This window comes from Enterococcus sp. DIV1421a (genome assembly GCF_051711025.1).
Classification (GTDB): Bacteria; Bacillota; Bacilli; order Lactobacillales; family Enterococcaceae; genus Enterococcus_B; species Enterococcus_B hirae.
Genome location: NZ_JBIOLU010000001.1, coordinates 750,927 through 775,470 on the forward strand (window position 1 = coordinate 750,927; position 24,544 = coordinate 775,470).

Here is a 24,544-nt window from a genome sequence, read left to right on the forward strand (position 1 = left end):
ACTAGTTCCCTCTATCACACTATACGATAAATCAATTTAGTTAAAAATATCCTCTTTGACTATCGTACTACTGTGATCAGTTAGGGTTTGCTAGTAAGCTATTTACTCAAAAATGCCTTGATATCAGAATTTTTGGTGTTTATATGAATTGATAGAAGTCAATTTTAATCTTTCATCAAGATGCTAGAAATTAACATTGAACAGAAGAATAGAGTCATGCTATAATAATCGTGCAAAAAGGAACTGCGTCAACAGTTCCCTTTTGACAGCACCGCTAAAGACGGTGGCGAATTTAATAGTATTTCAAAAAGAAATAGCCAGTCTGCTCGCTAAAGTGACGGCTATTTCTTTTTGTCATGTTTAAGCATAGATACAACCAAGCCAATCAAAGAAATTGTAAACATACCAAACCCAAGAATGGTTTGAATTGTCTCATATGCGGACAAAAAGGCATCTCCTTTCTCTAAAGTGTGAGATTATGTGCATAAGCACCACCTCGCTTTCAGAATGGAAAGCCACCGTCATTAAACTTTACTGTCATAAAGGATTATAGCATATAGACTTAGGGATCATTGCTTTAAAAAATAACCGTTCTTTTGTTTTTTATTGAATAGAAGAATAGAGGTATGCTATAATAAATACGAAAAAAGGAACTGCGTCAACAGTTCCCTTTTGACAGCACCGCTAAAGACGGTGGCAATTAAACTAAATATTTCAAAAAGAAATAGCCAGTCGTCTCGCTAAAGTGACGGCTATTTCTTTTTGTCATGTTTAAGCATAGATACAACCAAGCCAATCAAAGAAATGGTAAACATACCAAACCCAAGAATGGTTTGAATTGTCTCGTATGCGGACAAAAAGGCATCTCCTTTCTCTAAAGTGTGAGATTATGTGCATAAGCACCACCTCGCTTTCAGAATGGAAAGCCACCGTCATTAAACTTTACTGTCACAAATGATTATAGCATATAGACTTAGTTATTTTCTTGAAAATCCAAAAAGAACTGAGTCTATTTTTTTGTTTGAAAATAAAAAAATAGAAGGGATAATGCGTATTGAAAAAAACAAACCAACTCACTTATCAAGTGTTAGTCAATTTTAGATTTTTTTGGCTAACTATTTTTTTAACTATTTAATTAGTTTAGCTGTTGACAAACAAAATAAATAGTTTATCATTTATTTTGTTGATATCGATATAAACTAAGTAAATATTTTGGAGGTCATCTTATGAATAATCATGAAATTTTAGAAAATCTGTTAGAGATTGCGCATCAACCGTTTTTGATTTTTGCTTATCAAGTGGAAGAAAAGACAGACAATGCTTTTGAAACATTAAAAATTTTAGTGGCTGAGGACGATGTGACGGCAGGACGGTTAGCTGAAGTGCTAGATATTAAACCGTCTAGTGTGACACAAATCATCAAAAAATTAGAAGAGGCTGGGGCGGTCATGCGGGAAAAATCAGCAACGGATTCCCGAGTGACTTTGGTCAAGATTACTGATAAAGGTCGAGAAAGTCTGCAAGAGCGTGGTTCAATCAGTACAACGTTAAAAGATGTCTTATTTAAAGGTTTTGCAGAAGAAGAGTTAGCACAATTGAATACCTATCTTGAACGAATGAATGAAAATATCAATCGTCCTGAATTTCAAGAAAAATTAGCTGAAGTTTTCGGCGATGATCAACGCTGGGAACGTTTCAATAAGATGAGTGCGCATTTTGGCAGAGCACGTGAACAGATGATGGATCGCAGTGGGTTCGGTGGTTTTGGTCGAGGTGGCTTTGATCGAGATGCCTTCGATGGACGATTTGATAGACATTACGGTGGCTTTGAAGGATGGAAGAAAGGGCGTAGAAAATAATGGCACAAGGTGGAGGCGGAAGACCCGTTAGTATCTCGATGAAACAAACGAATACAAGATTTTCTTTGAAAGAATTTCTTAGTTTAATCAAACAAACAAAACCGCGCTATCCCTTACTGGCGATTGGGATGATCTTATTAGCAGGTTCATCAGCTGTGCAAGTTTATGTTCCTAAATTGGCTGCTAATTTAGTTAATCATTTTCAAGAGGGGATCGATTATGCTTTATTAGGAAGAGTCGTGGGGATGTTCGTTTTTTCAGCTGTAATTTCAGCGATTGGTGGGACGATTTTAGGAATTTTTGGCGAAAACGTCATTCAAAATATGCGAAAACGTTTATGGAATAAATTAACGATACTGAAAGTCACCTATTTTGATTCGGTGAAGGCGGGTGAGATGTCCAGCCGAGTAACGAATGATACGTCCCAGGTAAAACAGCTGTTGGCTGTGACATTTCCACAAACGATTGCGAGCATCATTACCGTGATCGGAACGGTTTATATGATGATCAGAATGGATTGGCATATGTCGCTAGCCATGGTTATTGCTGTTCCCGTCGTTATCTTATTGATGATTCCTGTGATGACCTTTGGTTCAAAGATCAGTCATATCCGTCAAGATGCTATGAGTCATTTCAATGGAATCGCAACAGAAACGTTGTCAGAAATTCGTTTAGTAAAAACGTCGAATGCCGAACAACAAGCACAAGAGCGGGCAGCAAATGAAGTCGATCGTTTGTTTCGCGTTGGTAAAAAAGAAGCAGTCTTTGATGCTGCAATGCAACCGATCATGATGATGGTTTTTATGAGCATGGTCTTTGGTTTGTTAGCTTATGGAATGCATCGTATTGCGATTGGAGCGATGACGATCGGGGTATTGATGAGTTTTCTCATGTATCTCTTCAATCTGATCGGCGCGATGCCAACGATTGCCACATTGTTTTCTGAAATGGCAAAAGCTGCTGGTTCGACACGCCGTGTACAAGAATTATTGAATGAAGTACCTGAAGACTTTGAATCTGGTGAAGAAGTGGATTTATCGAACAAAACATTGTGTGTTTCTAACGTGGACTTTGCTTATAGTGATGCACCTGAGGAACCGATTTTAACGAATGTGTCTTTTGAAGCTAAACCTAACGAGATCATTGCTTTTGCGGGTCCTTCTGGTGGAGGGAAATCGACTACATTCAGTTTATTAGAACGTTTTTATGAGCCAACAGCAGGTACGATCAAATTTGGCACAACGGAGATCCAAAAGATCAAGTTGTCCAATTATCGTAGTCAAATTGGCTATGTTTCCCAAGATTCTGCTATTATGGCAGGAACGATCCGTTATAATTTAACTTATGGATTAGCGGATACTTACACAGATGAGCAGCTTTGGGAAGTGTTAGAATTAGCCTATGCACGTCAATTTGTGGAAGAGATGCCCAATGGTTTAGATACAGAAGTGGGCGAACGTGGTACGAAAATTTCTGGAGGCCAACGGCAACGACTGGCAATCGCTCGAGCGTTCTTAAGAGATCCAAAGGTCTTGATGTTGGATGAAGCAACAGCAAGTCTTGATTCTGAATCAGAAGCAAAAGTCCAACAAGCCTTGACAAATCTGATGAAAGGTCGGACAACATTAGTGATCGCACATCGTCTATCAACGATCGTGGATGCTGATAAAATCTACTTTATCGAAAAAGGAAAAGTAACCGGTTCAGGAAAACACGCTGAGCTTGTTCAAAAACACAAAACCTATGCCAAATACGTAGACGAACAATTTAAAGTTGATACATTGCAAATTGCCTAAGTGTTAAAAAGCTGAATCCTTTTATCTTACTGAAAGAATGCGAAGAATCTAAGAGAAAGAAGAAATACTTTTTTCTGTTCTTTTTATTTGGTTAAACAATTTTCCGCGAAATCGATAATCAGGTTTAGAATATTTAGGATATGTTTGATAAGCTGAGTATCAGACATCTTGAATCCTCCTATGAATTGGTTCGTTAAACTAATTATAAAGGAATTCAAGGTGTCTTTTTTTCAGCGTTTATTCGTTTTTAGAGATACTAGAAGAGACTGAGACAAGTTTTGGCTCAGTCACACAAAGTATAGAAACAAAAGAGAAGGAATTATATACAGGTATAAAAACTCTGTCATCTGATCGCAATTTTAGTCATTTTGTCATCTATTTCATTGGCAATTGTATTTGAAAAACGACTCCTCTAGGTTCCCAGTCTCTTACGGACAGTTTGCCTTTATGCTGAGTGATGATTTGTTTGGCAATTGCGAGACCAAGACCATAGCCACCAGTTTCTTTAGAACGAGAGCGGTCTTCGCGGTAGAAGCGTTCAAAAATTCGTCTTTTGTCTTCATCGCTAATAGATGGCCCGTTGTTTTTGACTTCAATCAGCCAATTATCGTTGGAGATTTCAGATTGCAGGACGATTTTTTCTTTAGCTTCTGTGTATTTTAGCGCATTGTCCAGCAGAATAACTAGAACTTGGTGGATACGTTTTTCGTCGACTATCACTGGTTGATCGGCAAAGTTTTCCAAGACAAAATATTGATCGTTTATTTCTGCGATTTCCTGGAAGGGCTGGGCTAATTGACGAATAAATTCTTTGGGATTAACTGATTCTTTCTGCAGAAGCAACTGATTGGAATCACTGCGTGCCAAGGTTAGCAGGTCTTCAGTCAGGCTTTTCATTCGCCGTGTTTCATTCAGGGCTTGGGCAATTGGTTCAGACTCTTCCAAGATGGTGTGATTGGGTCGGGTGAACAATTGCTGCAGGCTGTTTTGAATGATTGCTAGTGGCGTGCGTAATTCGTGAGAGGCATTTTCAACAAATTCCTGTTGTTTGCGCCATGAGAGCATGATGGGTTGCATATTCATTTTTGAAATGTAAAAGCTTATTCCAATCGAAATCAGCCAAAAAACGACCATACAGATAATTAGTGTTGTCTTGAAGGTTTTCATGGAGTCTGCGATTTGATTGGTATTGGCTAAAAATTGAATATAGGCGATGTCTCCTCCTTTATCTGCTTTGATTGTATACGAATGAAAGGAAAGTTTTTGGCTAGAATAGCCTGCATTTTTTAAACTTAATGCTTGAACAGAATCGAGATTTTTCTTATCTAAGGTTAAATTTTCCAGTTCAGTGAACCGTCCACCAATCGTGTCTTTGTTGAGAATCGTTCCTTCTTTTGACCATAAAATGATCTGAGTATTGAACTGATTATTGCCTTCTGGTCTATTCTCTCTCAGCTGCTCGCCCGGCATTTGTGCCAGAAAGGGATTGCTTTGTTGGTACCGGTTGATTTCCATCTGAATAAGATGTTCATTTTCCGCCATTTGAGTTAGTGACAGGTCTGTTTGGCGGTAGGCCGAGCTTTGCAGCAGTTGTAGAGTTATAAATCCTAATAATAGGAAGATACTTGCAAAAGCGGCTACATTTAAGAAGAAAAATTTTAATCGTTGTTTTCTTGATATTTCGGTATTCATAGCATTAATCCTTTTGTAAGATGTAGCCGACATTTCTCAGTGTTTTAAAGAGCTGATCTGCACCTGACGGCTTCAAATGTTTTCTTAAGTGACTCATATATACTTCTACAACTGTAATGGTCGTATCGGAATCAAATCCCCAAATCCGATCGAAGATTTGCTCCTTTGTTAAAATCACGCCCTTATTTTGGATGAAATAAACCAAGAGATCAAATTCTTTTCCTTGAATTGATAGGATCTCATCGTCGATGGTTACTTCTTTCGTCGCAAGGTTGCAGGTAATATTTTTATAGACGATTTGATTCTCAGAAAACAATCCTAACGAACGCTTCAATAACGCTTTGACCCGCATAATCAGTTCTTCGCGATAAAAAGGTTTCGTCAAATAATCGTCTGCACCTTTTTGAAATCCATTGATTTTGTCTTCTAGGCCATCTTTGGCAGTTAGAATCAGCACAGGGGTTTGGATATTTTTTTTTCGTAATTCTGCTAAGATTTCGTAGCCGTTTTTCCCTGGCAGCATCAGGTCCAGCAATATTAGATCATAAACACCAGTTTCTGCTTCAAATAAGCCTTCTTCCCCATCATAGATCTGTGTGATCTCACCTAAATCCGACAAGATTTCTTTTATATTATCTGAAAGTGTCGCTTCATCTTCTACTATTAAAAGGTTTATCATTGATTTTCTCCTTTTTCATCTATTACTTACTCAGTTTACCACGCTTTCCTAAAACAACCTTAAAAACTTTTTTATCTCGTTTAAGCTTCGGTTAAGCCAATTTGCCTATTCTATAAACAGACAAATGAAGGAGGAACCAAAATGAATTATATCAAACGGGCGATTCAAAGCCTTTGGGCCAAAAAAGGACGCAGCATCATTATGATCACCGTCTTTTCTGCCATATTAATTTTTGTATTAGCGGGGTTAACGATCCGCAGCGGCGCTGAACTGGCGACCACGAATGCGAAAAAAAGTGTCGGGGCAACCGTCACCTTATCAACGAACCGAGAGGCAATGTTCAAACAGCAATCAAATTCAGATTCAGATGATGAAAGCAGTCGTCCAGATCCAGGTAGCTTTGAACAGACACCCGTCAACTTGAGTGATGCAAAAAAAATCGCAGAATTAGCGAATGTTAAATCGTATTCATTTGAAGCAAGTACTTCAGCGGATAAAGGCACAGGGATTACACCGATCTCGAGTGATAGTGACAGTGAAGAGGAATCTTCGGATGAACAAGCTGTTGGATTTGGTGGACAGAAAGCACCTGGTGGGATGAGTCAAGGGGATTTCCAAATTAAAGGTGTTTCCGAAAGTAATTCTTACAGTGATTTTTCATCAGGAACAGCTAGCCTAGTTGAAGGCAAGGCAATCACTTCGGATGATGAAGGGACGAATAATGTACTGATCGAGCAAAGTTTAGCGGAAGCAAACGATCTAAGTGTCGGGGACAAATTTAAGATTAAAGATACCGATGATAAAGATGTTGAAGTTACTATTAAAGGTATTTACAAAACAAGTGATTCTGGCAACAGTATGAGTGCTCGCTTCAACTTTATGAATCCAGCGAACACGATTTTTTCTTCTTATACACTGGTTAACACCTTAACTGGATCGGAAGGAAAAACGATCGATTCGGCAGTTTATAACTTAGATGATCCCAAAGACATGGACAGCTTTGTAGAAGCAGCGAATAAATTGATCGATACGGATACATTCAGCTTAGAAACCAATGATCAAATGTATCAGCAAATGCTTCAACCATTGAATAATGTATCAAGCTTTGCGAAGAATATCGTGATTTTAGTAGCAGTAGCCGGAGTCATTATTTTGACATTGATTATTATGCTGTCGATTCGTGAACGTAAATATGAGATCGGTGTATTACTTTCATTAGGTGAATCACGGGTCAAAGTTATTTCACAATTTTTCGTTGAGATTTTTGTCTGCATGATCTTCGCTTTAGGGATCGCTGCAGCTAGCGGAAATGTTGTTGGCAATGCAGTCGGCAATCAGTTGTTAAGTCAGCAAACAACTTCGCAAAATGCAGATGGACAAGAAGCGAATACGGCAGGAAACGGCGGTCCAAATCAAGGTAACCAAGGACAAGCACCTGGTGGCGGAAACGGTGGTCCTAGTGGTGGTCAAATGGGAAGCAATCCATTTACACAATCAAAAGAAATTCAAGAACTAAATATTTCAATGCAGCCAACCGAGATTTTAAGTCTTGCAGGAATTGGGCTGGGGATTAGTTTATTCTCAATTGTCCTTTCATCAGCAGGAATTCTACGACTGAATCCGAAGAAAATATTGATTTCCTAATTAAAGGAGGAATTTTTAATGACACTATCAACAAAAGATTTAGGTTACTGGTATGAAGACAACCGACGATTATTCGAAAATGTTAATTTAACTTTTGAAAAAGGCAAAATGTATGCAATTTTAGGTACGAGCGGTTCAGGGAAAACGACTTTTTTATCCCTGATCGCAGGATTAGATACACCAAAAAGCGGAGAAATTCTCTATGACGACAAATCGTTGAAAAAAATTGGATTGCGGGAATATCGTCGTAAAGATGTATCAATTGTGTTCCAAGCCTATAATCTACTGCCGTATTTATCGGCAGTAGACAATGTGGTAACAGCGATGGAGATTGCTCAAAGCCAACAGACAGATAAAAAAGCCTACGCCTTAGCGAACTTGGAAAAAGTCGGAATCACTAAGGATTTAGCAGATAAAAAAGTTACGATGCTATCTGGTGGTCAGCAGCAACGAGTAGCAATCACTAGAGCCCTATGCTGTGAACACGATCTAATCGTTGCGGATGAACCGACTGGAAACTTGGATGAAGCAACTTCCAGCGAGATCGTTAAACTTTTCCAAGAGATTGCACATGAGCAAAAGAAATGTATTATTTTAGTCACCCACGAACAGGATGTCGCTAAAGGCTGCGATGTGGTGTATGAACTGAAAAATCAAGAATTCAATCAAGTATCTTAAACAAACAGAATTTCGGTTCAGCTAGTATGAATGAGTAGGAAATGAATAGAGGAGACTGAGGAAATTTTTACTCAGTCTCTCTTTTAGTAATAGTCGTTTTTTTTAGGTTGAAAGGAATAAAGTGACCTATTAATAAAAAGAATAACAGATATAATTCTTGTAAAAGAGCGATAGATAGGAGTGTTTAGAATGGGATTGTTTCAATGGCTTAGAAAAAATTTTTCAAATAATCAAGATAAAGAAGTCAATGAAATGCTACTTAAGCTAAATAAAAAAATTCATGAACCGAAAGACTTTTGTCCGGCGACTACAGCATTAATCCGCTTGTATGACCGAGAAAAAAATGCAAAAGAAATAAATAAAGGTGAAACCAGTTATGAATCTCATACTGAAGCCTTTCATAAAGAAATACAAGTCCATAGTCAAGAAAAGATTTATCTAACAGATTATTTAAATATCTGGCTACAAATAAATGAAGCAAAATTACAGGAATATAAGTTGGATACAATGTTCGAGAAAGGAAATTTAAAGGAAATCAAAGAAGAACTAGCGAAGGATATAAAGATAAAAAGTGAAATTTTATCGCGGTGTTTGGGAGGGGAAATTACTAATTATCGGCTAAATCAACAAGCTTATCAAGAAATGTTCGGGCGAATAAATCCTAAAGGCTGTCAAAGAAACAAAGTGGTAATTGATTTTCAAGTAACAAAGAAGATCACTGATTTCTCATTGAATAAGGGGAGGGATCAGATGGAGAGTCAGACAAACCAAAAAACTCAAACGAATGGATGCCAAACGATGGAAAGTATAACTGATAAAATAAAGGAACCCAGTTTAATCGAAACAAAGGCACAATCTAGTGAGACAAAAGTTCAAGAAAATTTAGGTAGAGAATAAACAAGCACTTTGAGATTGCTTTGATAGTGTGCGTTGTGATAAGTGAAACGCCCTCGGAACAGCGGGTACTGTTTTGAGAGCGTTTCTAGTGCAGAAATGAATATTCATTTATCTGTTTTTATTCATTTTCATATTCTTCAAGCTCAATACTCAAATCTTCCCATTCAGAAAGTTTCGTTTCTTGAGATTGGCGAGTTGCTTCGAGTGTTTGATTCAATTCATTTAATTTGAGATGGTCATCCAAATTCTCTGGGGACACCATTTGTTGTTCTAGTGCCTCGATCTGTTCATCTAAAATAGCTAATTCTTCTTCAATTTGAGTGATTTTACGTTGTAAACTACGTATCAGCTTTTGTTGCTCTTTACTTTGGAAATAGGTTTTCTTGTTCGTAGAAATATGCTCTTCTTCTGGTGTTTTTTCAGCTAACAGCTCTGCTATCTCCGCTTCTTCTTGTTTCTTTTCTAAATAATAATCATAGTCACCTAAATAAACTTTACTACCGTTTTCCGATAATTCGATGACTTTTGTGGCAATCCGATTGATGAAATAACGGTCATGAGAGACAAACAACAAAGTACCATCATAATCAATCAAGGCATTTTCTAATACTTCTTTATTATCAATGTCCAGGTGGTTGGTTGGTTCGTCTAAAATCAAAAAGTTTTCTTGATTCATTGCGAGTTTTGCAAGGGCGACTCGGGCTTTTTCACCACCGCTTAGCAAGGGGATGGTCTTTTCTACATCTTCACCAGAAAATAGAAAGGCACCCAAAACGCTACGAATTTCTTTTTCGGGAGTCGTTGGATGTTCATCCCATAATTCAGCTAAAATAGTTTTGTTGGTGTGTAAGTCCGCTTGACCTTGATCGTAATAGCCGATCGTCACATTGGTTCCTAAATGTTCTTTTCCACGGATAAAAGGCAACTGATGGATGATCGATTTTAAAAGGGTGGATTTACCAATACCATTGGGACCGACCAGTGCAATGGCTTCTTGACGCCGAATATCAAGATTGATCGGTTCAGACAAAACTTCATTATGATAACCAATCGCAGCATCTTCGATTTGTAATACGACATTTCCTGATGGCTTTGCTACATTGAAAAGAAAGTGAGCTTGTTTTTCGTCTCCTTGAGGACGGTCAATCCGATCCATTTTCTCAAGGACTTTTCTGCGACTTTGGGCTCTTTTCGTCGTAGAAGCGCGTACCAAGTTGCGTGCGACAAAATCTTCCAATTTATGGATCTCAGTTTGTTGTTTTTCATAAGCTTTCCATTCAGTTGCTAATTGTTCAGCTTTCATATCAAGATACTTCGAATAATTCCCTTTATAGTGGCGCATTTTTTTTCGACTTAATTCGTAAACTTCTGTTGCGACTTTATCTAAGAAATATCGGTCATGGGAGACGATCAGTAAGGCACCAGTATAACTTTGCAGGTAGCCTTCTAACCAAGAGAGAGTCTCAATATCTAAATGGTTGGTTGGTTCGTCTAAAATCAGTATATCTGGATGTTGGAGCAACATTCTTGCTAACGCTAAGCGAGTGCGTTGTCCGCCAGACAATTCATTGATTTTTTGATCATAAAAAGACGGATCAAATTTAAAGCCATGCAAAACAGAGCGTATTTCATTTTCGTAGCCATAACCGTTTCTATCTGAAAAATCGTGTTGTAATTTATCGTATTCTTTCAAAAGTGACTCATAGGAAGGTGTATCAGGTGTTCCTTCACTAATCAAGATTTCAAGTTCGCGCATTCGATTTTCCATTTGACGGATTGTTTCGAATGATTTAAGCATTTCATTCCAGACTGTTTCTGCTGAATCTAACCCAGTATCTTGTGCCAGATAGCCTAAAGTAGCAGCTTTATTTTTAGCAATTGTTCCTTCATCGGGGCGTTCAATTCCAGCAAGGATCTTCAAAAGTGTTGATTTTCCTGCTCCGTTACGGCCGACTAATGCGATCCGAGCCCCTGTGCTGATTTCTAAATGGATATTCTCAAATAAGATCTCTGCACCGAAGTGACGAGCAATTTGATTGGCTTGTAATAATATCATGGAATCCTCTTTTCTACTTTGTGAATTCTCTAAGAATAAATCTCTTTTTCAACTAGTAGTCTACCATAAATTCCTTGATACTGCGAGGTTCAAAGAAATGATAAAAAAATGAATAAAGAATAAAATTTCACAATATCCAAGCAATCAAATTGATTTTTTCCTATATATACTGATATGATGGATAAATCAAAGTAAACTTAAAGTAAAAGTGGAGGTAATTAAGTGAAAGATCATGTTATTCCAAAGGCAACAGCCAAACGGCTACCTTTGTATTACCGTTATTTACGAATCTTAAATAATGCTGGTAAGAAAAAAGTATCATCAACTGAATTAAGTGAGGCTGTTCAAGTTGACAGTGCAACGATTCGCCGTGATTTTTCATATTTTGGAGAATTAGGAAAACGAGGCTATGGCTACGATGTTGAAGACCTCATGCATTTTTTCGCAAAAACATTGAATGATGATCAATTGACTAATGTGGCGTTGATCGGTGTCGGTAATTTGGGAAGTGCCCTTTTAAAATATAAATTCCATCAAAGTAACAGTATCCGTGTAAGTTGTGCATTTGATGTCAACGAAGCAATCGTTGGACGGATCGTGGATGGGATTCCCGTTTACCCTATGGAAGATATGTTTGAACAAATCAAGATCCAACAAATCGAAGTAGCAATATTGACGATACCAGCTGAGCGAGCACAAGAAGTAGTTAATCGGTTGACTGAAGCGGGCATTAAAGGTATCTTGAATTTTACCTCTGCTCGATTAAATGCGCCAGCAGACGTGTTGATTCAAAATGTTGACTTAACGAATGAATTACAAACGTTGATTTATTTTCTTCATTCTGATGCATCCTTGCAAGCGACTGAAGAAACTGAGTAACGAATGATTCAGATGACCTGGTTGGTTTACTAAACAGTCTCAAGTGATGAATGATCATTTTAGAAGTCGTGATTTCCGAAATTGATGTCTCAGTTTTTGTGAAATTTCGGCTCTTTTTTGTGGTCCGTTCGGTGGGTAACCATCTTCTTGTCACCGAACAAAAGTTCCTATATAATCATGATAGGGGTGAGTGAGATGGAATTACAGTTTCCTTTACATAATGATACATCTAGAAAAATCATTCATATCGATATGGATGCTTTTTTTGCCTCTGTCGAAGAACGGGATCATCCAGAATTTAGAGGGAAACCCTTAGTTATTGCCAGACATCCTAGTGATACTGGTGGTCGAGGAGTGGTTACTACAGCGAATTATGAAGCAAGAAAGTATGGCATCCATTCAGCGATGAGTGCGCAAAAAGCATATGAATTATGTCCGCAAGCCATTTTTAAACCAGGCGATCATCAAAAATATAGTGAGATCTCACAAATTGTTCGTGAGATTTTTTACCGATATACGGATATCGTTGAGCCTGTCAGTATTGATGAAGCCTATCTTGATGTGACGAACAATAAACGCAATTGTAAATCAGCAATCAAAATTGCTCGTTTGATCCAAAGAGACATTTGGGAAGAGGTAAAACTGACCTGCTCGGCAGGTGTGAGCTATAATAAGTTTTTAGCGAAATTAGCCTCAGATTTTCAAAAACCTAAAGGCATTACTATCGTTGCACCTCAAGACGCATTGACGTTCCTAAAGGCACTACCTATTGATAAATTTCATGGGGTAGGAAAAAAAACCGTCCCTAAGATGCATGAACTTGGTATTTTCACTGGAGAAGATCTTTATAATTGTACAGAGATGATGTTGATCCAACAATTTGGAAAGATGGGCTATTCGCTTTATCGAAAAGTAAGAGGTGTCCATGATGCACCAGTCAATGTGACAAGAGAAAGAAAATCTGTAGGAAAAGAGCATACTTATGGTCAGCCACTACAAACGGAAGAAGCGGTATTAGCACAATTACGACAATTAGCTGAGAAAGTCGAAGAGTCGTTGAAAAGAGTCCAAAAACATGGAAAAACCGTAGTGTTAAAAGTGAGATATACGGATTATACGACAGTCACGAAAAGAGTCACTTTACCTGAGTATATCTATAAGAAAGAAGCGCTCTTTTATCAAGCAAGTTTGATTTGGGAAGAAATTTTAGGGATTGAACAAGGCATACGTCTCTTGGGGATCACGTTAACGAATTTAGATCCCATGACTTATGAGAATATTGTGTTACCTTTGTGGGAATGAAAAAACAGTAGAAAACGTGTTGGAAATCAACATATGTTTCTACTGTTTTTTATTCAATAAGGAGTGGGAGGACCTAAATGAACTCCTGTTTTTTGATTTGTTCATACGATTCTGTAGCATCGCTGCATTTTTCCCAAATCACTACTCTATTTTCGGCTAGCGATTTTTTGACATCGATGATGCGTTGATTACTACTACCGCGAAACTGTAGTTTTAAATCCTTTTTACTTAGTTCAAAACGTCCATCAACTAAGATATCGATTTTTGCTAAAAGAGCTAACTTGTCTTCGGAGTCTTGAAGTAGTTCGTCAAAAGTATAACCGGTCCACGACCAGATATCTTTTGTCTGTCCAAATTCTTGTCGGATACGCTCAACGACTTGGAGACAGACGTCCGTGTTTAGAAAAGGTTCACCGCCTAAAAGGGTCAGTCCTTGAACGTAATCATGGCGGAGATCGGTAATGATTTGTTCTTCCAGCTCTGGTGTGAAAGGTTTACCATAGCGGAAGTTTTGCGCTGCTTTATTGAAACATCCTTCACAAGCAAATAAGCAGCCACTCACATAAAGACTATTTCTTACACCTTCGCCATCCACAAAGTTAAATGGTTTGTAATCAGCAATGTAATTTTGGCTGTAATCTTGTGCCAGCCATTCTTTAGGTTTAGGATTTCGCATAAAAAAACTTCTTTCTAACATCAAAGTATGAAAAATTTACTTAAAACTCAAACCAGTTTCACAGCAAGCAGTCTCAGAAAAGATAATGGACTAGCCTCAAAAAAATGCGAATAAATCGAACGGTCACGGTTCACACACCGTTCGATTTATCGTAGTCACGCTGTGAAAGGGGATTGTTTTCTAAGGAATAACTGATCGCTCTATCTTTTTTTTAGAGTGAATTAGAACGAAATAGTAGAGAAAGATTACTTCATATGTTTGACACGTGAAGAGATCTCCTTGTGACGACCGTGAACCATTGGACGTGCTTGTGGGTTACCTAAATAGCCACAGGTTCTTTTAACGACGTCACAAGTTTTTGGATCATGATTGCCGCATTCGGGACATTCAAAGCCACGTTCGGTTGGTTTGAAGTCACCTTCAAAGCCACATTTGTAGCAATGATCAATTGGTGTATTCGTTCCTAAATAGCCAACTTTATCGTAAGCATAATCCCAAACGGCTTCTAATGCTTTCGGGTTTTGTTGAAGCATTGGGTACTCACAGTAATGGATAAAACCACCAGAACAATACTTCGGATAATCTTTTTCAAAATCTAGTTTTTCAAACGGAGTTGGGTTTTTACGAACGTCATAATGGAAACTATTCGTGTAATATTCTTTATCAGTGATGTTTTCGACTTCGCCAAATTTTTCTGTATCTAAACGGCAGAAACGATCAGTTAAGCTCTCACTAGGTGTAGAGTAAACGCTGAAATGATATCCATATTCGTCACCCCAAGCATCTGCTTTGGCTTTTAATTCTTTCACGATATCAAGGGTAAAATCTTTTGCTTCGGGATTGTTTTCCCATTCCCCACCATAAAAAGCAGAAGCCACTTCGTAAAGACCGATATAACCTAAAGAAACCGTTGCACGACGATTTTTGAATAATTCATCGACAGCATCTGTTTTTGAGAGACGTTTACCGAATGCACCATACATATATAAGATTGGTGCGTTAGCAGGGATCGCTTCTTTACAACGATCGACACGATAAACTAAAGCATCTTTCATGATGGCTAAGCGCTCAGAGAGGATTTGCCAGAATTTTTCCTGATCGCCTTTCGCTTCGATGGCAATACGAGGTAAGTTTAGTGTGACCACACCAAGATTCATTCGACCAACGTTCACTTCTTGGCCATTTTCATCTTTCCAACCTTGTAAAAATGAACGACAACCCATAGGTACTTTGAAACTACCGGTTAATTCAACGATTTTGTCGTAGTTTAAAATATCAGGATACATCCGCTTAGTTGCACATTCCAAAGCTAATTGTTTAATGTCATAATTAGGATCAGTTGGGTTCAAGTTTATGCCATCTTTTAATGTGAAAATCAATTTAGGGAAGATAGCTGTCCGCTTTTCGCTACCTAAGCCATTGATCCGATTTTGTAAGATTGCTTTTTGAATTTCTCGCTCAAACCAGTTTTTTCCTAAACCAAAGCCAAGAGAAGTAAATGGTGTTTGACCATTTGAAGTAAAAAGAGTATTGATTTCATATTCTAGACTTTGCATCGCATCAAAAATATCTTTTTTGGTTTTTGATTTCGCATACTCTACTCGACGTTCAGGTGTTTCGATCCATTCTTCTGCATCCGCTAAATGTTTTTGATAATTCAGTTCAGCGAAAGGAGCAAGTAATTCATCTGTTCGGTCAGCAGAACAACCACCATATTGACTGGAAGCTACATTTGCAATAATCTGTGAAATTTGAGCAGTAGCAGTTTGAATTGATTTTGGTGATTCCACTTCAGCATTTCCAATTTTGAATCCGTTGTTCAACATTCCTTTGAAATCGATCAAACAACAGTTTGTCATTGGTGTGTATGGATGATAATCTAAATCATGGTAATGGATGTCGCCTTTTTGATGCGCATTTGCGATATGTGGGGGCAACATTTTCAAACCGATGGATTTTCCAACGATACCAGCGGTTAAATCTCTTTGAGTATTGAAGACATTACTATCTTTATTTGCATTCTCATTGACAACTGTTTGGTCTTTATTGATCAATTTTTTGATCGAAAAATTGATATCTGTCGCTTTGCTTCTGGCAAAATCACGTTTTGTGCGGTAATTGATATATTCTTCTGCTAATTCATATTCGTTTTTTTCTAAAAGAATGTGTTCAACGATATTTTGGATCTCATATATTTTAACGTTGTCGGTAAAGCGTCGTTTGATTTCTTGAACGACTAAATCCACGATCGTTTGAATTTTTTCATAAGTAAGTGGAGACAATGAGCCATGAATTTTCTTTTCAGCTTTGACTAAAGCCTCATTGATTTTTGTTTCATCAAATTCGACACGTCGACCATCTCGTTTAATGATTGTTATGTTTGATACTTCTGAATGAAGGGGATCTGTTACTTTTTCTTCAATTTGTACACTCATTTTATTCAACTCCTGCTAAATTCTTCTTGTCTATCATAAAACAAAATCCACGAAGGAGCAACTAAATACTAGCTATATATAGTATGCAAACAGGTGTATAAACGAACAACTATACTATATGTTGTATATATTTCTTTGTGAAAAAAAGTGAAAACGTAAGTTTATAGGATTTTTATTTTGAATATATCGCTTTCGTGAATAAAATAGATGAATAAAAATTTTTTTAAAAAAAGGTTATGTCTGTGAAATGATAAAAATCTAAAAAGAAATGCTCAAATGCTGTAAAGATAAGAGAAAAAAACCAAAGAATATGCTAATATGCTGGTAAGTGTGTCAGTGTGGCGAGTAAGCAAAACCCAAGGAGGAAAGCCATGGATAAAATGATCGAGGTAAAACATGTAAGTAAAAGCTATGGAAATAAGCTTTCGCCGGTAAAAGTACTTGATAATATCTCTTTTACAGTAGAAAAAGGAGAATTTGTTGGCATCATGGGTCCGAGTGGTGCTGGAAAGACGACTTTGATGAATATTCTTTCGACGATCAATCTACCAACGATGGGAAGTGTGTTGATCCAAGGAAATGAGATCACTAAAATGAAAAATAATGAATTGAGTGACTTCCGTCGCAAAAAATTAGGATTTATTTTTCAAGAATTTAATTTGATCGATACATTGAATGCGAAGGACAATATCTTACTACCATTAGCGGTGGAACGAATCTCGAAAGAAGAGATGGAAAAAAGTGTGTTGCATGTTGCTCAATTATTAGGGATCGAAGAAATCTTAAAACGTTATCCAGATGAATTATCAGTTGGTCAGAGACAACGGATTGCGGCTGCTAGAGCATTAGTTATTCAACCACAAGTCATTTTTGCTGATGAGCCAACCGGGTCTCTGGACTCGAAATCAGCCACCGAGTTACTAAATTATTTAACAACGATGAACCGAGTAGAAAAATCAACTATCTTATTAGTAACACATGATCCGTATACAGCCAGTTATTGTGATCGGATTTTATTTATCAAAGATGGGGTGATTTTCTCTGAAGTAGTTCGCAGAGGTTCAAGAAACGAATTTTTTGAACGGGTGATTGATATGCAGGCGACCATTGGGGGAGGTGGAAAACTCAATGCTTTATAAGTTGGCTGCGAAAAGTTTTCTGCGACAGTCAAGAGGGTATCTCGTTTACTTTTTTAGTCTAACGTTATCAACGATGATCTACTATTCTTTTAGTACGATTTCTTATGATCAATTATTGAACCGAAGGACACAGCAAGATTCTTTATTCAATGTTTTTTTTGGTATGGGTAGTTGGATTATCTTAATCGTATTACTTTTTTTTGTTATTAGTGCAAATCGTTTTTTCTTTAACCGCAGACAAAGAGAGATTGGGATCTATCAGTTGTTTGGTGTGAAAAAAACCCAAATCTCACTGATCTATGTATTGGAAACAATGGCTATTGGATTATTCGCCTGTACAGCAGGGATTATTTTAGGAATCATTTTCTCAAAATTATTTTCTATGATCTTGATTCGCATGATGAACTTGCAAATCACGAGTCTTTTCTTCATTTCCGTGCCATCGATTTTTGAAACATTTCTGTTGTTTTTTTTGATTTTATCTGTTGTTTCTTTGTATTCATTATGGAAAATCTGGCGCTATCCGACGATTCGAAATTTTGGCGAATACGATCATTTGGAAAGTAGCAAGTTAAGAGTTCGGACACGCCATCGTTTTTTAGGAACATTGGGTTTATTGCTGATCTCTAGTGGTTATTTCTTTGCGGTCCACTATCGGGAATTTGCTGCTAAACTTTTTATTTTTACGCAAGATCTTCGCTTTCCTTTCTTATTATTTGTTCTGATCCTGCTGTTTTGTGTGATCGGGACATATCTGTTCTTTTGTTTTTCCCTACGTGTGTTAATCGATTTGGTGAGTCGTTCTCGAATTAAGTATCGAGGGATCAACTTCTTGCTGATCGGCAATACGCAGATCCATCTGCTGAAAAGCTGGCGGATCAATTCGTTGATCACACTGATCATGGCTCTAGCTTTAACGATGATTGGCGCAATGATGAGTGCGACTGTCATCATGTCTCGAAATGTGGAGATGGTCTCACCGGTATCTTATCAAATGGATAAGGCAACAGCCGACAAGCTGCGACCGCTTCTTGCAAGTGAAGGGCAAACGATCACAAAAGAAATGACGATCAATTACAAAGTAATTGGAAGTTACTATAATGATAAGTTAGACGGGATTTCTGAGGAAAAAGTATTTCAATTGGTAAATTTGATTCCAGAAAAAGAATATCATGCCTTTCGACAATTCAATCCTAAAATGCCTAAAATTGATTTAACATCGGATAACAGCACTGTGGTATTAGATAGTATGAAAAATATCTTTAGAAATTTTTCAATGTATGATTCAACATTCTACTTGCCCGATCAAACTTTAGATATTCAAGCAACCTTACCTAATTTTTTAGGAGATGGTTCGTTGAGGTATTTCGGTCCGACACTCGTTGTCAGTGATGATTATTTTGCTAAAGCATCTGGACTAAACTATCAAGTGGTCAATTGGAATGTGCAAGGGGGAGATCAGGAAAAAATCATTGAACGTATTTCCAAAGAGATTCCTACAAGTTATGAGAACATCATTTATTATGATTATGAGATCAAAGGAGAGTCTATAACTGGAACGATTCATAAAAATGAATCGCACCAAGAAAAAGCAGCTTCAGATCAATCTTCTGATGAATACAATAATGAAGATTCACGTCTTAACTTTTCTGCACGTTTCCCATTTAAACGGACAGTTGAACAAGGAATTGGTTTAATGTCGTATGTTTCGATCTTTATTGGAATAATTGTTATTGTCACGACTGGAAGCATGCTGATGGTTCGTCAATTAGCAGAAGCAGAAGAAGAACGAGAGAATTATCAATTATTAACGAAATTAGGGATTTCTCGAAAAAAAGTGAAGCGAGTCATCTTTGGGCAAAATGCGATCATGTTTTTCCCACCAATTATTTTGGGGAGTATGCATACCTTTTTTGCCATTGAAGTATTTACTCAATATGTCGATACAGCAAATTATGGGTTAGCATATCTGATTTGTGGCTCACTTGTCTTGATCTATATCTTGTTTTATTACATCACAAGTGTCTTATATTGCAGGATTATTGAGGAGTAAATCAAGCTATATTTAAATGAGCAAAAGGTTAGTACTCTGTTTTTTTTATTTGAATGAAGAAAGACTTAAACGATTGGTTACATAGATCGTTTAAGTCTTTTTAGCTTTTTAAAAAAAATCTTTATTTATTTGAGGTGATGCTTATATTATAATAACCGTCTTTTTGTAGTTAATCTAAATTGTGACAAAATTGTTAGCAGAAAAGCGATTACTGTTAGGAAAACAAATGTTGTTTTTTAAAAAGAATGGGTAAAATTGTTTTGAGATTCGATTAGGAGGGAAATATAAATTGAAAAATTGGTGGAATAATCCTCAATTTAGGTACTGGGGCACGTTTGTGGTACGAACATTATTGTATAGTGCAATTATTTTTATGTTGATTTATTTGTACCATTATAAAAATGTCCAAGGCGGATCTTTTATCTATAATGAATTTTAGGAGGAAGACGATGGATATTCAAACAATCGTTGAATCAATTGATTTTTTTGGTCAAACGGAACCAGATCGGGTCGTTTATCAGACAGAAATCACAGAGCATACCTATGGTGAGCTAAAAAGAAAGTCCGATGCTTTAGCAGCTTATTTAGACAGAAATCTACAGAAACAGGGACCAATCGTGGTTTTTGGAAATCTAGAGTTTGAAATGATCGTTTCTTTTCTTGGTGTCACCAAAGCTGGCCATGCCTATCTTCCGATTGAAGAACATACGCCGAATGAGCGAATTGAATCAATTCTTCGAGTAGCAAAACCAGCTTTGATCATTAGTGTCGGTGACTGGCAGATGGAAACAGATGGTATCCCAGTGATTTCTCGGGAAGAATTAGCAACGATCACGAAAAAAGAGAGTCAATACGAAGCAACACATCCAGTTAAAGGTGACGAAAATTATTACATCATTTTTACCTCTGGTACTACAGGTGAGCCCAAGGGTGTGCAAATCAGTCATGATAACTTATTGAGCTTTGTTCGTTGGACGATCCAGGAATTTCATCTTGAACAGGGTCTACGTTTCTTAGCACAAGCACCATTTTCGTTTGACTTATCTGTTTTTTCGATTTATCCAGCACTTGTGACAGGAGGAATGTTAAAACCCTTAGAAAAAGCGGTTATTCAAGACTTTAGACAATTATTTTCTACTTTAGCAAAGTTGAAATTAGATGTCTGGGTGTCAACTCCTTCATTTATCGATATCTGTTTGATGGAACCCACTTTTGATGCGGAACATGTACCAGATCTAGCCACTTTCTTGTTCTGTGGGGAAGAATTAACCAAAAAAACAGCGCAAGAATTATTAAAACGATTCCCTGAAGCCCGTATTTATAATACGTATGGACCAACGGAAGCCACGGTTGCTATTTCAAGTATCCAAATCACTCAAGGTATTTTAGATCGCTATGAACGTTTACCGATTGGTTATATCAAAGAAGATACCGAGGTTCAGATTGTGAATGATCAAAAAGTGCAACCGGTCAATCAAACAGGTGAAATTATTATCTTGGGTCCTAGTGTCTCCAAGGGGTATCTGAATAATCCAGAAAAAACCAAAGCTGCTTTTTTCAAGAAACAGGATCAACAAAGTTATCATACTGGCGATGCTGGGTTTCTTAATGAGGAAGGTCTTTTGTTCTATGAGGGACGAATGGATCAACAGATAAAACTTCATGGGTATCGTATCGAATTAGGAGATATCGAACACGGGCTTTTGTTAGATGAACGGATTAAACAAGCGATAGTTGTTCCAAAATACCAAGGAACTAAAGTTCAACAACTAGTTGCTTTTATTGTATTAGAAGAAAATTCGCCAGAACCAAGTTTTAAACTCTCTAAATCAATTAAGGAAAAATTGGCACATTCGGTCATGGATTACATGGTCCCTCAAAAAATCAATTACATTGATCTTTTACCACAAACGGTGAACGGGAAAATCGATCGGAAAAAATTAATAGCTGAGGTGAATCCTCAATGACCTTTCCACATATGATCCCGTACGCAGAACCTTATTATTTTCTGCTGTTAATCATCGGTTTAGTACCGATCGTGCTATCATTGTTGATTCGAGGGAAAAGATTGCCAATTTATCAAACACTCATCACCTTGCTTTTCTTATTCATCAGTTTTGGTGGTGTCTATTGGCAACAAGGTGTAGCCTTGATTGCATATGTTGTTTGGCAGACATTATTAGTTTGGGCTTACTTCGTTTACCGTCAAAAGAAAAATCAAGGTATTTGGTTTTACTTAGCGGTGATCCTAGCGATTTTCCCATTATTTTTAACAAAAGTCACACCGTTTTTTGCCCATGGGAAAGAATCTTTTCTAGCTTTTCTAGGGATCTCCTATCTAACCTTTAAATCTGTTCAGATGATCATGGAAATTAGGGATGGATTGATCAAGAACTATCAGCCTTTTCGTTATATTCAATTTTTACTCTTTTTTCCAACGATTTCATCTGGACCAATCGATCGCTATAGAAGATTTGAAAAGGATCAATGTCAGCCGCCTGCAACTGAGAAATATCTGACATTATTAGAAAAAGGTATCCAAAATATTTTTCTAGGTTTTTTATACAAATTTATTATTGGCTATTATTTGGGTCAAGTGTTGTTACCAATCGTTTCTAAAGCTGCCTTGCAACATGGTGGTTTTTCTTGGTCATTAGTAGGATATACCTATGTGTATAGTTTATATCTGTTTTTTGACTTTGCAGGCTATAGTTTGTTTGCGGTGGGAACGAGTTACTTGATGGGGTACCAAACACCAATCAACTTTAACAAACCATTCTTGTCTTGGAATATCAAAGAATTTTGGAATCGTTGGCACATGACGTTATCATTTTGGTTTCGAGATTATGTTTATATGCGCTTGATGTTTTTCTTGATGAAGAAAAAATGGTTCAAAAGTAAAATTGTAACCTCGAATATTGGTTATTATGCATTATTCCTATTGATGGGAATCTGGCATGGTCTAACTTGGTATTACATCGTGTATGGGTTGTATCATGCTACTTTGATTTGCTTAACCGACGTTTGGCTACGATTCAAGAAAAAACATAAAAAACAACTACCATCCAATTGGTTTACTCACGCTTTTGCTGTCTTTATGACTTTCCAAGCAGTTTGTTTTAGTTTATTGATATTTTCGGGCTTTTTAGACCAACTTTTGTTTAAGTAAAGCAGATGATTATCTAAGACTTAAAAATGATTTATTTTACATTATGATTATTTAAGGAGAGATTATATTATGGAAGAACAAATTTTAACTATTTTAGAAGACATTACAGGAACAGATGAAATAAGAGAAAATCGAGAGCTTGATTTGTTTGGTGAAGGATTGCTAGATTCACTTGCTTCTGTTCAATTATTAGTCGAATTAGATGGACAATTAGATGTTCAAGTCCCTGTTTCTGAATTTGATCGTGAACAGTGGGGCACACCGAATAAAATCATTGCACAAGTACAAGAATTGAAGGGATGAGAATGAAAAAGAAATTATTTGCTATTTTCGGTCCAATCCTTTTAGCCTTTGGATTGATAGCAGTTTTTTTCACTTCTTCGTATCGTGTGGATCTAACCGACCCAACAGTCATAAAAAAAGCTTCTACATCCATGTCCGAAAATGTGTTAAAAGGAGATATCATCAAAAACGAAGCCTTAGCTGAAAAAAAATATGTTCCTTTTTTTGGTTCAAGTGAACTCAGTCGGATCAGTCCGTTTCACCCATCCGTCTTGGCGGAGAAATACCATCGTGATTATCGTCCCTTCTTATTAGGGGCACCTGGGACACAATCATTAAGTCAGTATATGATGATGCGCTCTGCAGGAGATGATTTGAAAAATAAGAAAATCGTTTTTATCATTTCTCCACAATGGTTTGTCAAAGATGGCGTAAAAAAAGATTATTTTGATACGTATTATTCACAGTTACAAACCCTTGACTGGCTGTTCTCATTGAAAAAAATCACTCCTGCTGATCGTTATTTAGCTAGAAGACTTTTACATTTTTCTATCGTTAAAAAAGATGAAAAATTGACGGAAATGTTACAAATGATCAAAAAAGGTCAACTTCCTTCTGTTGAAAAACGAAATCAATTGCGCTTGAACTGGAATATTTTAAAAAGAGAAGATGAAATGTTCAGCAATATTGGTCTGAAAAGTAAACAAGACAAAATTGATCAGGCAATGAAGCCGTTGCCTGCTAATTATCAAGAAAAAGTTCTGGCAAACCTAGCGGAAAATATTGGGAGAAAAAGTACAAGCGACAATTCTTTTGAGTTAAAAAATGATTTTTATAAAGAGCGCATTCGTCACCACTTAAAAGAGCTGAAAAATTCTCAAAAAAATTGGGATTATCGTTTTTCACCTGAATTTTCAGATTTTCAATTAGTCCTACAGCAATTAGCCCAGGAACAGGCAGAAGCATTATTCATCATTCCACCTGTGAATCAAAAATGGAGTGATTATACTGGGTTATCTCAAGAAATGCTTCAAGGATTTGCAAAGAAAATCAAATTTCAATTGCAGAGTCAAGGCTTTGATCGGATCGCAGATTTTACAAAAATGGCTGATCAACCTTATTTTATGGAAGACACCATTCATTTAGGTTGGAAAGGGTGGCTAGCAGCAGATCAACGGATTAGACCGTTTTTAGAAAACCAACAACAACCAAGTCACTATCAATTGGATCCATCATTTTATAGTAAAGACTGGCAAAAACATTCACCAAATGATTTAAAAGAAAACCAACAGTAATGGAGTTTCGAAC

Annotated in this window: 21 protein-coding genes; 14 read left to right on the forward strand and 7 right to left on the reverse strand. The window is 37.0% G+C overall.

The window, feature by feature from the left end; all coding sequences use genetic code 11:
* Positions 1 to 341: 341 nt before the first annotated feature.
* Positions 342 to 446 carry a putative holin-like toxin gene (locus IGK21_RS03560; RefSeq protein ID WP_014834224.1) on the reverse strand — a complete coding sequence of 35 codons (105 nt, stop codon included), beginning with the start codon at positions 444 to 446 and terminating at the stop codon, positions 342 to 344.
* A 306-nt stretch (positions 447 to 752) separates the two neighbouring features.
* Positions 753 to 857, reverse strand: coding sequence for a putative holin-like toxin (locus IGK21_RS03565; protein WP_014834224.1), 105 nt, complete (start codon positions 855 to 857; stop codon positions 753 to 755).
* Positions 858 to 1,226: 369 nt separating this feature from the next.
* Between IGK21_RS03565 and IGK21_RS03570 the strand changes: the two genes are divergently transcribed.
* Both IGK21_RS03570 and IGK21_RS03575 read left to right on the forward strand, forming a co-directional pair.
* A complete protein-coding gene (locus tag IGK21_RS03570; protein ID WP_088745141.1) occupies positions 1,227 to 1,859 on the forward strand; it encodes a MarR family winged helix-turn-helix transcriptional regulator in 633 nt (210 codons plus the stop codon).
* The gene (locus IGK21_RS03575) at positions 1,859 to 3,655 is read left to right on the forward strand and encodes an ABC transporter ATP-binding protein (protein ID WP_181914850.1); all 1,797 of its coding nucleotides are present in this window, start codon (positions 1,859 to 1,861) and stop codon (positions 3,653 to 3,655) included. The genes IGK21_RS03570 and IGK21_RS03575 overlap by 1 nt, the downstream gene beginning before the upstream one ends.
* Before the next feature lie 375 nt (positions 3,656 to 4,030).
* Here the strand turns inward: IGK21_RS03575 and IGK21_RS03580 are convergent, their stop codons facing one another.
* Both IGK21_RS03580 and IGK21_RS03585 read right to left on the reverse strand, forming a co-directional pair.
* Entirely contained in the window at positions 4,031 to 5,347 is a 1,317-nt protein-coding gene (locus tag IGK21_RS03580; RefSeq protein WP_096709317.1) for a sensor histidine kinase, read from the reverse strand.
* A 4-nt stretch (positions 5,348 to 5,351) separates the two neighbouring features.
* Positions 5,352 to 6,026: a response regulator transcription factor gene (locus IGK21_RS03585; RefSeq protein WP_096709316.1), complete on the reverse strand. Its 675-nt coding sequence runs from the start codon at positions 6,024 to 6,026 to the stop codon at positions 5,352 to 5,354.
* 141 nt (positions 6,027 to 6,167) lie between these two features.
* Here IGK21_RS03585 and IGK21_RS03590 point away from each other — a divergent pair, with 141 nt between their 5' ends.
* From IGK21_RS03590 to IGK21_RS03600, 3 genes are all read left to right on the forward strand, one after another.
* A complete protein-coding gene (locus IGK21_RS03590; RefSeq protein WP_010738282.1) occupies positions 6,168 to 7,670 on the forward strand; it encodes an ABC transporter permease in 1,503 nt (500 codons plus the stop codon).
* 18 nt (positions 7,671 to 7,688) lie between these two features.
* On the forward strand, positions 7,689 to 8,348 hold the full coding sequence (locus tag IGK21_RS03595; protein WP_010738281.1) for an ABC transporter ATP-binding protein: 660 nt from the start codon (positions 7,689 to 7,691) through the stop codon (positions 8,346 to 8,348).
* 189 nt (positions 8,349 to 8,537) lie between these two features.
* Complete coding sequence (locus tag IGK21_RS03600; protein WP_096709315.1) at positions 8,538 to 9,245, forward strand: hypothetical protein; 708 nt, start codon at positions 8,538 to 8,540, stop codon at positions 9,243 to 9,245.
* 118 nt (positions 9,246 to 9,363) lie between these two features.
* Here IGK21_RS03600 and IGK21_RS03605 read toward each other — a convergent pair whose 3' ends face one another.
* Entirely contained in the window at positions 9,364 to 11,301 is a 1,938-nt protein-coding gene (locus tag IGK21_RS03605) for an ABC-F family ATP-binding cassette domain-containing protein (protein ID WP_081127881.1), read from the reverse strand.
* A 222-nt stretch (positions 11,302 to 11,523) separates the two neighbouring features.
* Between IGK21_RS03605 and IGK21_RS03610 the strand changes: the two genes are divergently transcribed.
* Positions 11,524 to 12,180: a redox-sensing transcriptional repressor Rex gene (locus IGK21_RS03610; protein ID WP_010719828.1), complete on the forward strand. Its 657-nt coding sequence runs from the start codon at positions 11,524 to 11,526 to the stop codon at positions 12,178 to 12,180.
* Positions 12,181 to 12,375: 195 nt separating this feature from the next.
* Complete coding sequence (gene dinB / locus IGK21_RS03615; RefSeq protein ID WP_010719827.1) at positions 12,376 to 13,482, forward strand: DNA polymerase IV; 1,107 nt, start codon at positions 12,376 to 12,378, stop codon at positions 13,480 to 13,482.
* Positions 13,483 to 13,555: 73 nt separating this feature from the next.
* Here the strand turns inward: dinB and nrdG are convergent, their stop codons facing one another.
* Both nrdG and nrdD read right to left on the reverse strand, forming a co-directional pair.
* Positions 13,556 to 14,158 (reverse strand): anaerobic ribonucleoside-triphosphate reductase activating protein, encoded by a 603-nt coding sequence (nrdG, locus tag IGK21_RS03620; RefSeq protein ID WP_010719826.1) that lies wholly within the window; start codon positions 14,156 to 14,158, stop codon positions 13,556 to 13,558.
* A gap of 245 nt (positions 14,159 to 14,403) precedes the next feature.
* Positions 14,404 to 16,593 carry an anaerobic ribonucleoside-triphosphate reductase gene (nrdD, locus tag IGK21_RS03625; RefSeq protein ID WP_010719825.1) on the reverse strand — a complete coding sequence of 730 codons (2,190 nt, stop codon included), beginning with the start codon at positions 16,591 to 16,593 and terminating at the stop codon, positions 14,404 to 14,406.
* Positions 16,594 to 16,964: 371 nt separating this feature from the next.
* Between nrdD and IGK21_RS03630 the strand changes: the two genes are divergently transcribed.
* The 7 genes from IGK21_RS03630 (at position 16,965) to dltD (ending at position 24,531) form a co-directional block, all read left to right on the forward strand.
* A complete protein-coding gene (locus tag IGK21_RS03630; protein WP_034698771.1) occupies positions 16,965 to 17,732 on the forward strand; it encodes an ABC transporter ATP-binding protein in 768 nt (255 codons plus the stop codon).
* Positions 17,722 to 19,785, forward strand: a complete 2,064-nt coding sequence (locus IGK21_RS03635) for an ABC transporter permease (protein WP_181914852.1) — start codon at positions 17,722 to 17,724, stop codon at positions 19,783 to 19,785. Before IGK21_RS03630 ends, IGK21_RS03635 begins: the two co-directional genes overlap by 11 nt.
* Before the next feature lie 289 nt (positions 19,786 to 20,074).
* Positions 20,075 to 20,224, forward strand: a complete 150-nt coding sequence (locus tag IGK21_RS03640; protein ID WP_014834217.1) for a teichoic acid D-Ala incorporation-associated protein DltX — start codon at positions 20,075 to 20,077, stop codon at positions 20,222 to 20,224.
* A gap of 10 nt (positions 20,225 to 20,234) precedes the next feature.
* Positions 20,235 to 21,752, forward strand: coding sequence for a D-alanine--poly(phosphoribitol) ligase subunit DltA (gene dltA, locus IGK21_RS03645; RefSeq protein WP_010719822.1), 1,518 nt, complete (start codon positions 20,235 to 20,237; stop codon positions 21,750 to 21,752).
* The gene (dltB, locus tag IGK21_RS03650; RefSeq protein ID WP_010719821.1) at positions 21,749 to 22,954 is read left to right on the forward strand and encodes a D-alanyl-lipoteichoic acid biosynthesis protein DltB; all 1,206 of its coding nucleotides are present in this window, start codon (positions 21,749 to 21,751) and stop codon (positions 22,952 to 22,954) included. The genes dltA and dltB overlap by 4 nt, the downstream gene beginning before the upstream one ends.
* Positions 22,955 to 23,023: 69 nt before the next feature.
* The gene (gene dltC, locus IGK21_RS03655; RefSeq protein ID WP_010719820.1) at positions 23,024 to 23,257 is read left to right on the forward strand and encodes a D-alanine--poly(phosphoribitol) ligase subunit DltC; all 234 of its coding nucleotides are present in this window, start codon (positions 23,024 to 23,026) and stop codon (positions 23,255 to 23,257) included.
* Between the two features lie 2 nt (positions 23,258 to 23,259).
* Complete coding sequence (dltD, locus tag IGK21_RS03660) at positions 23,260 to 24,531, forward strand: D-alanyl-lipoteichoic acid biosynthesis protein DltD (RefSeq protein ID WP_053766126.1); 1,272 nt, start codon at positions 23,260 to 23,262, stop codon at positions 24,529 to 24,531.
* Positions 24,532 to 24,544 lie beyond the last annotated feature (13 nt).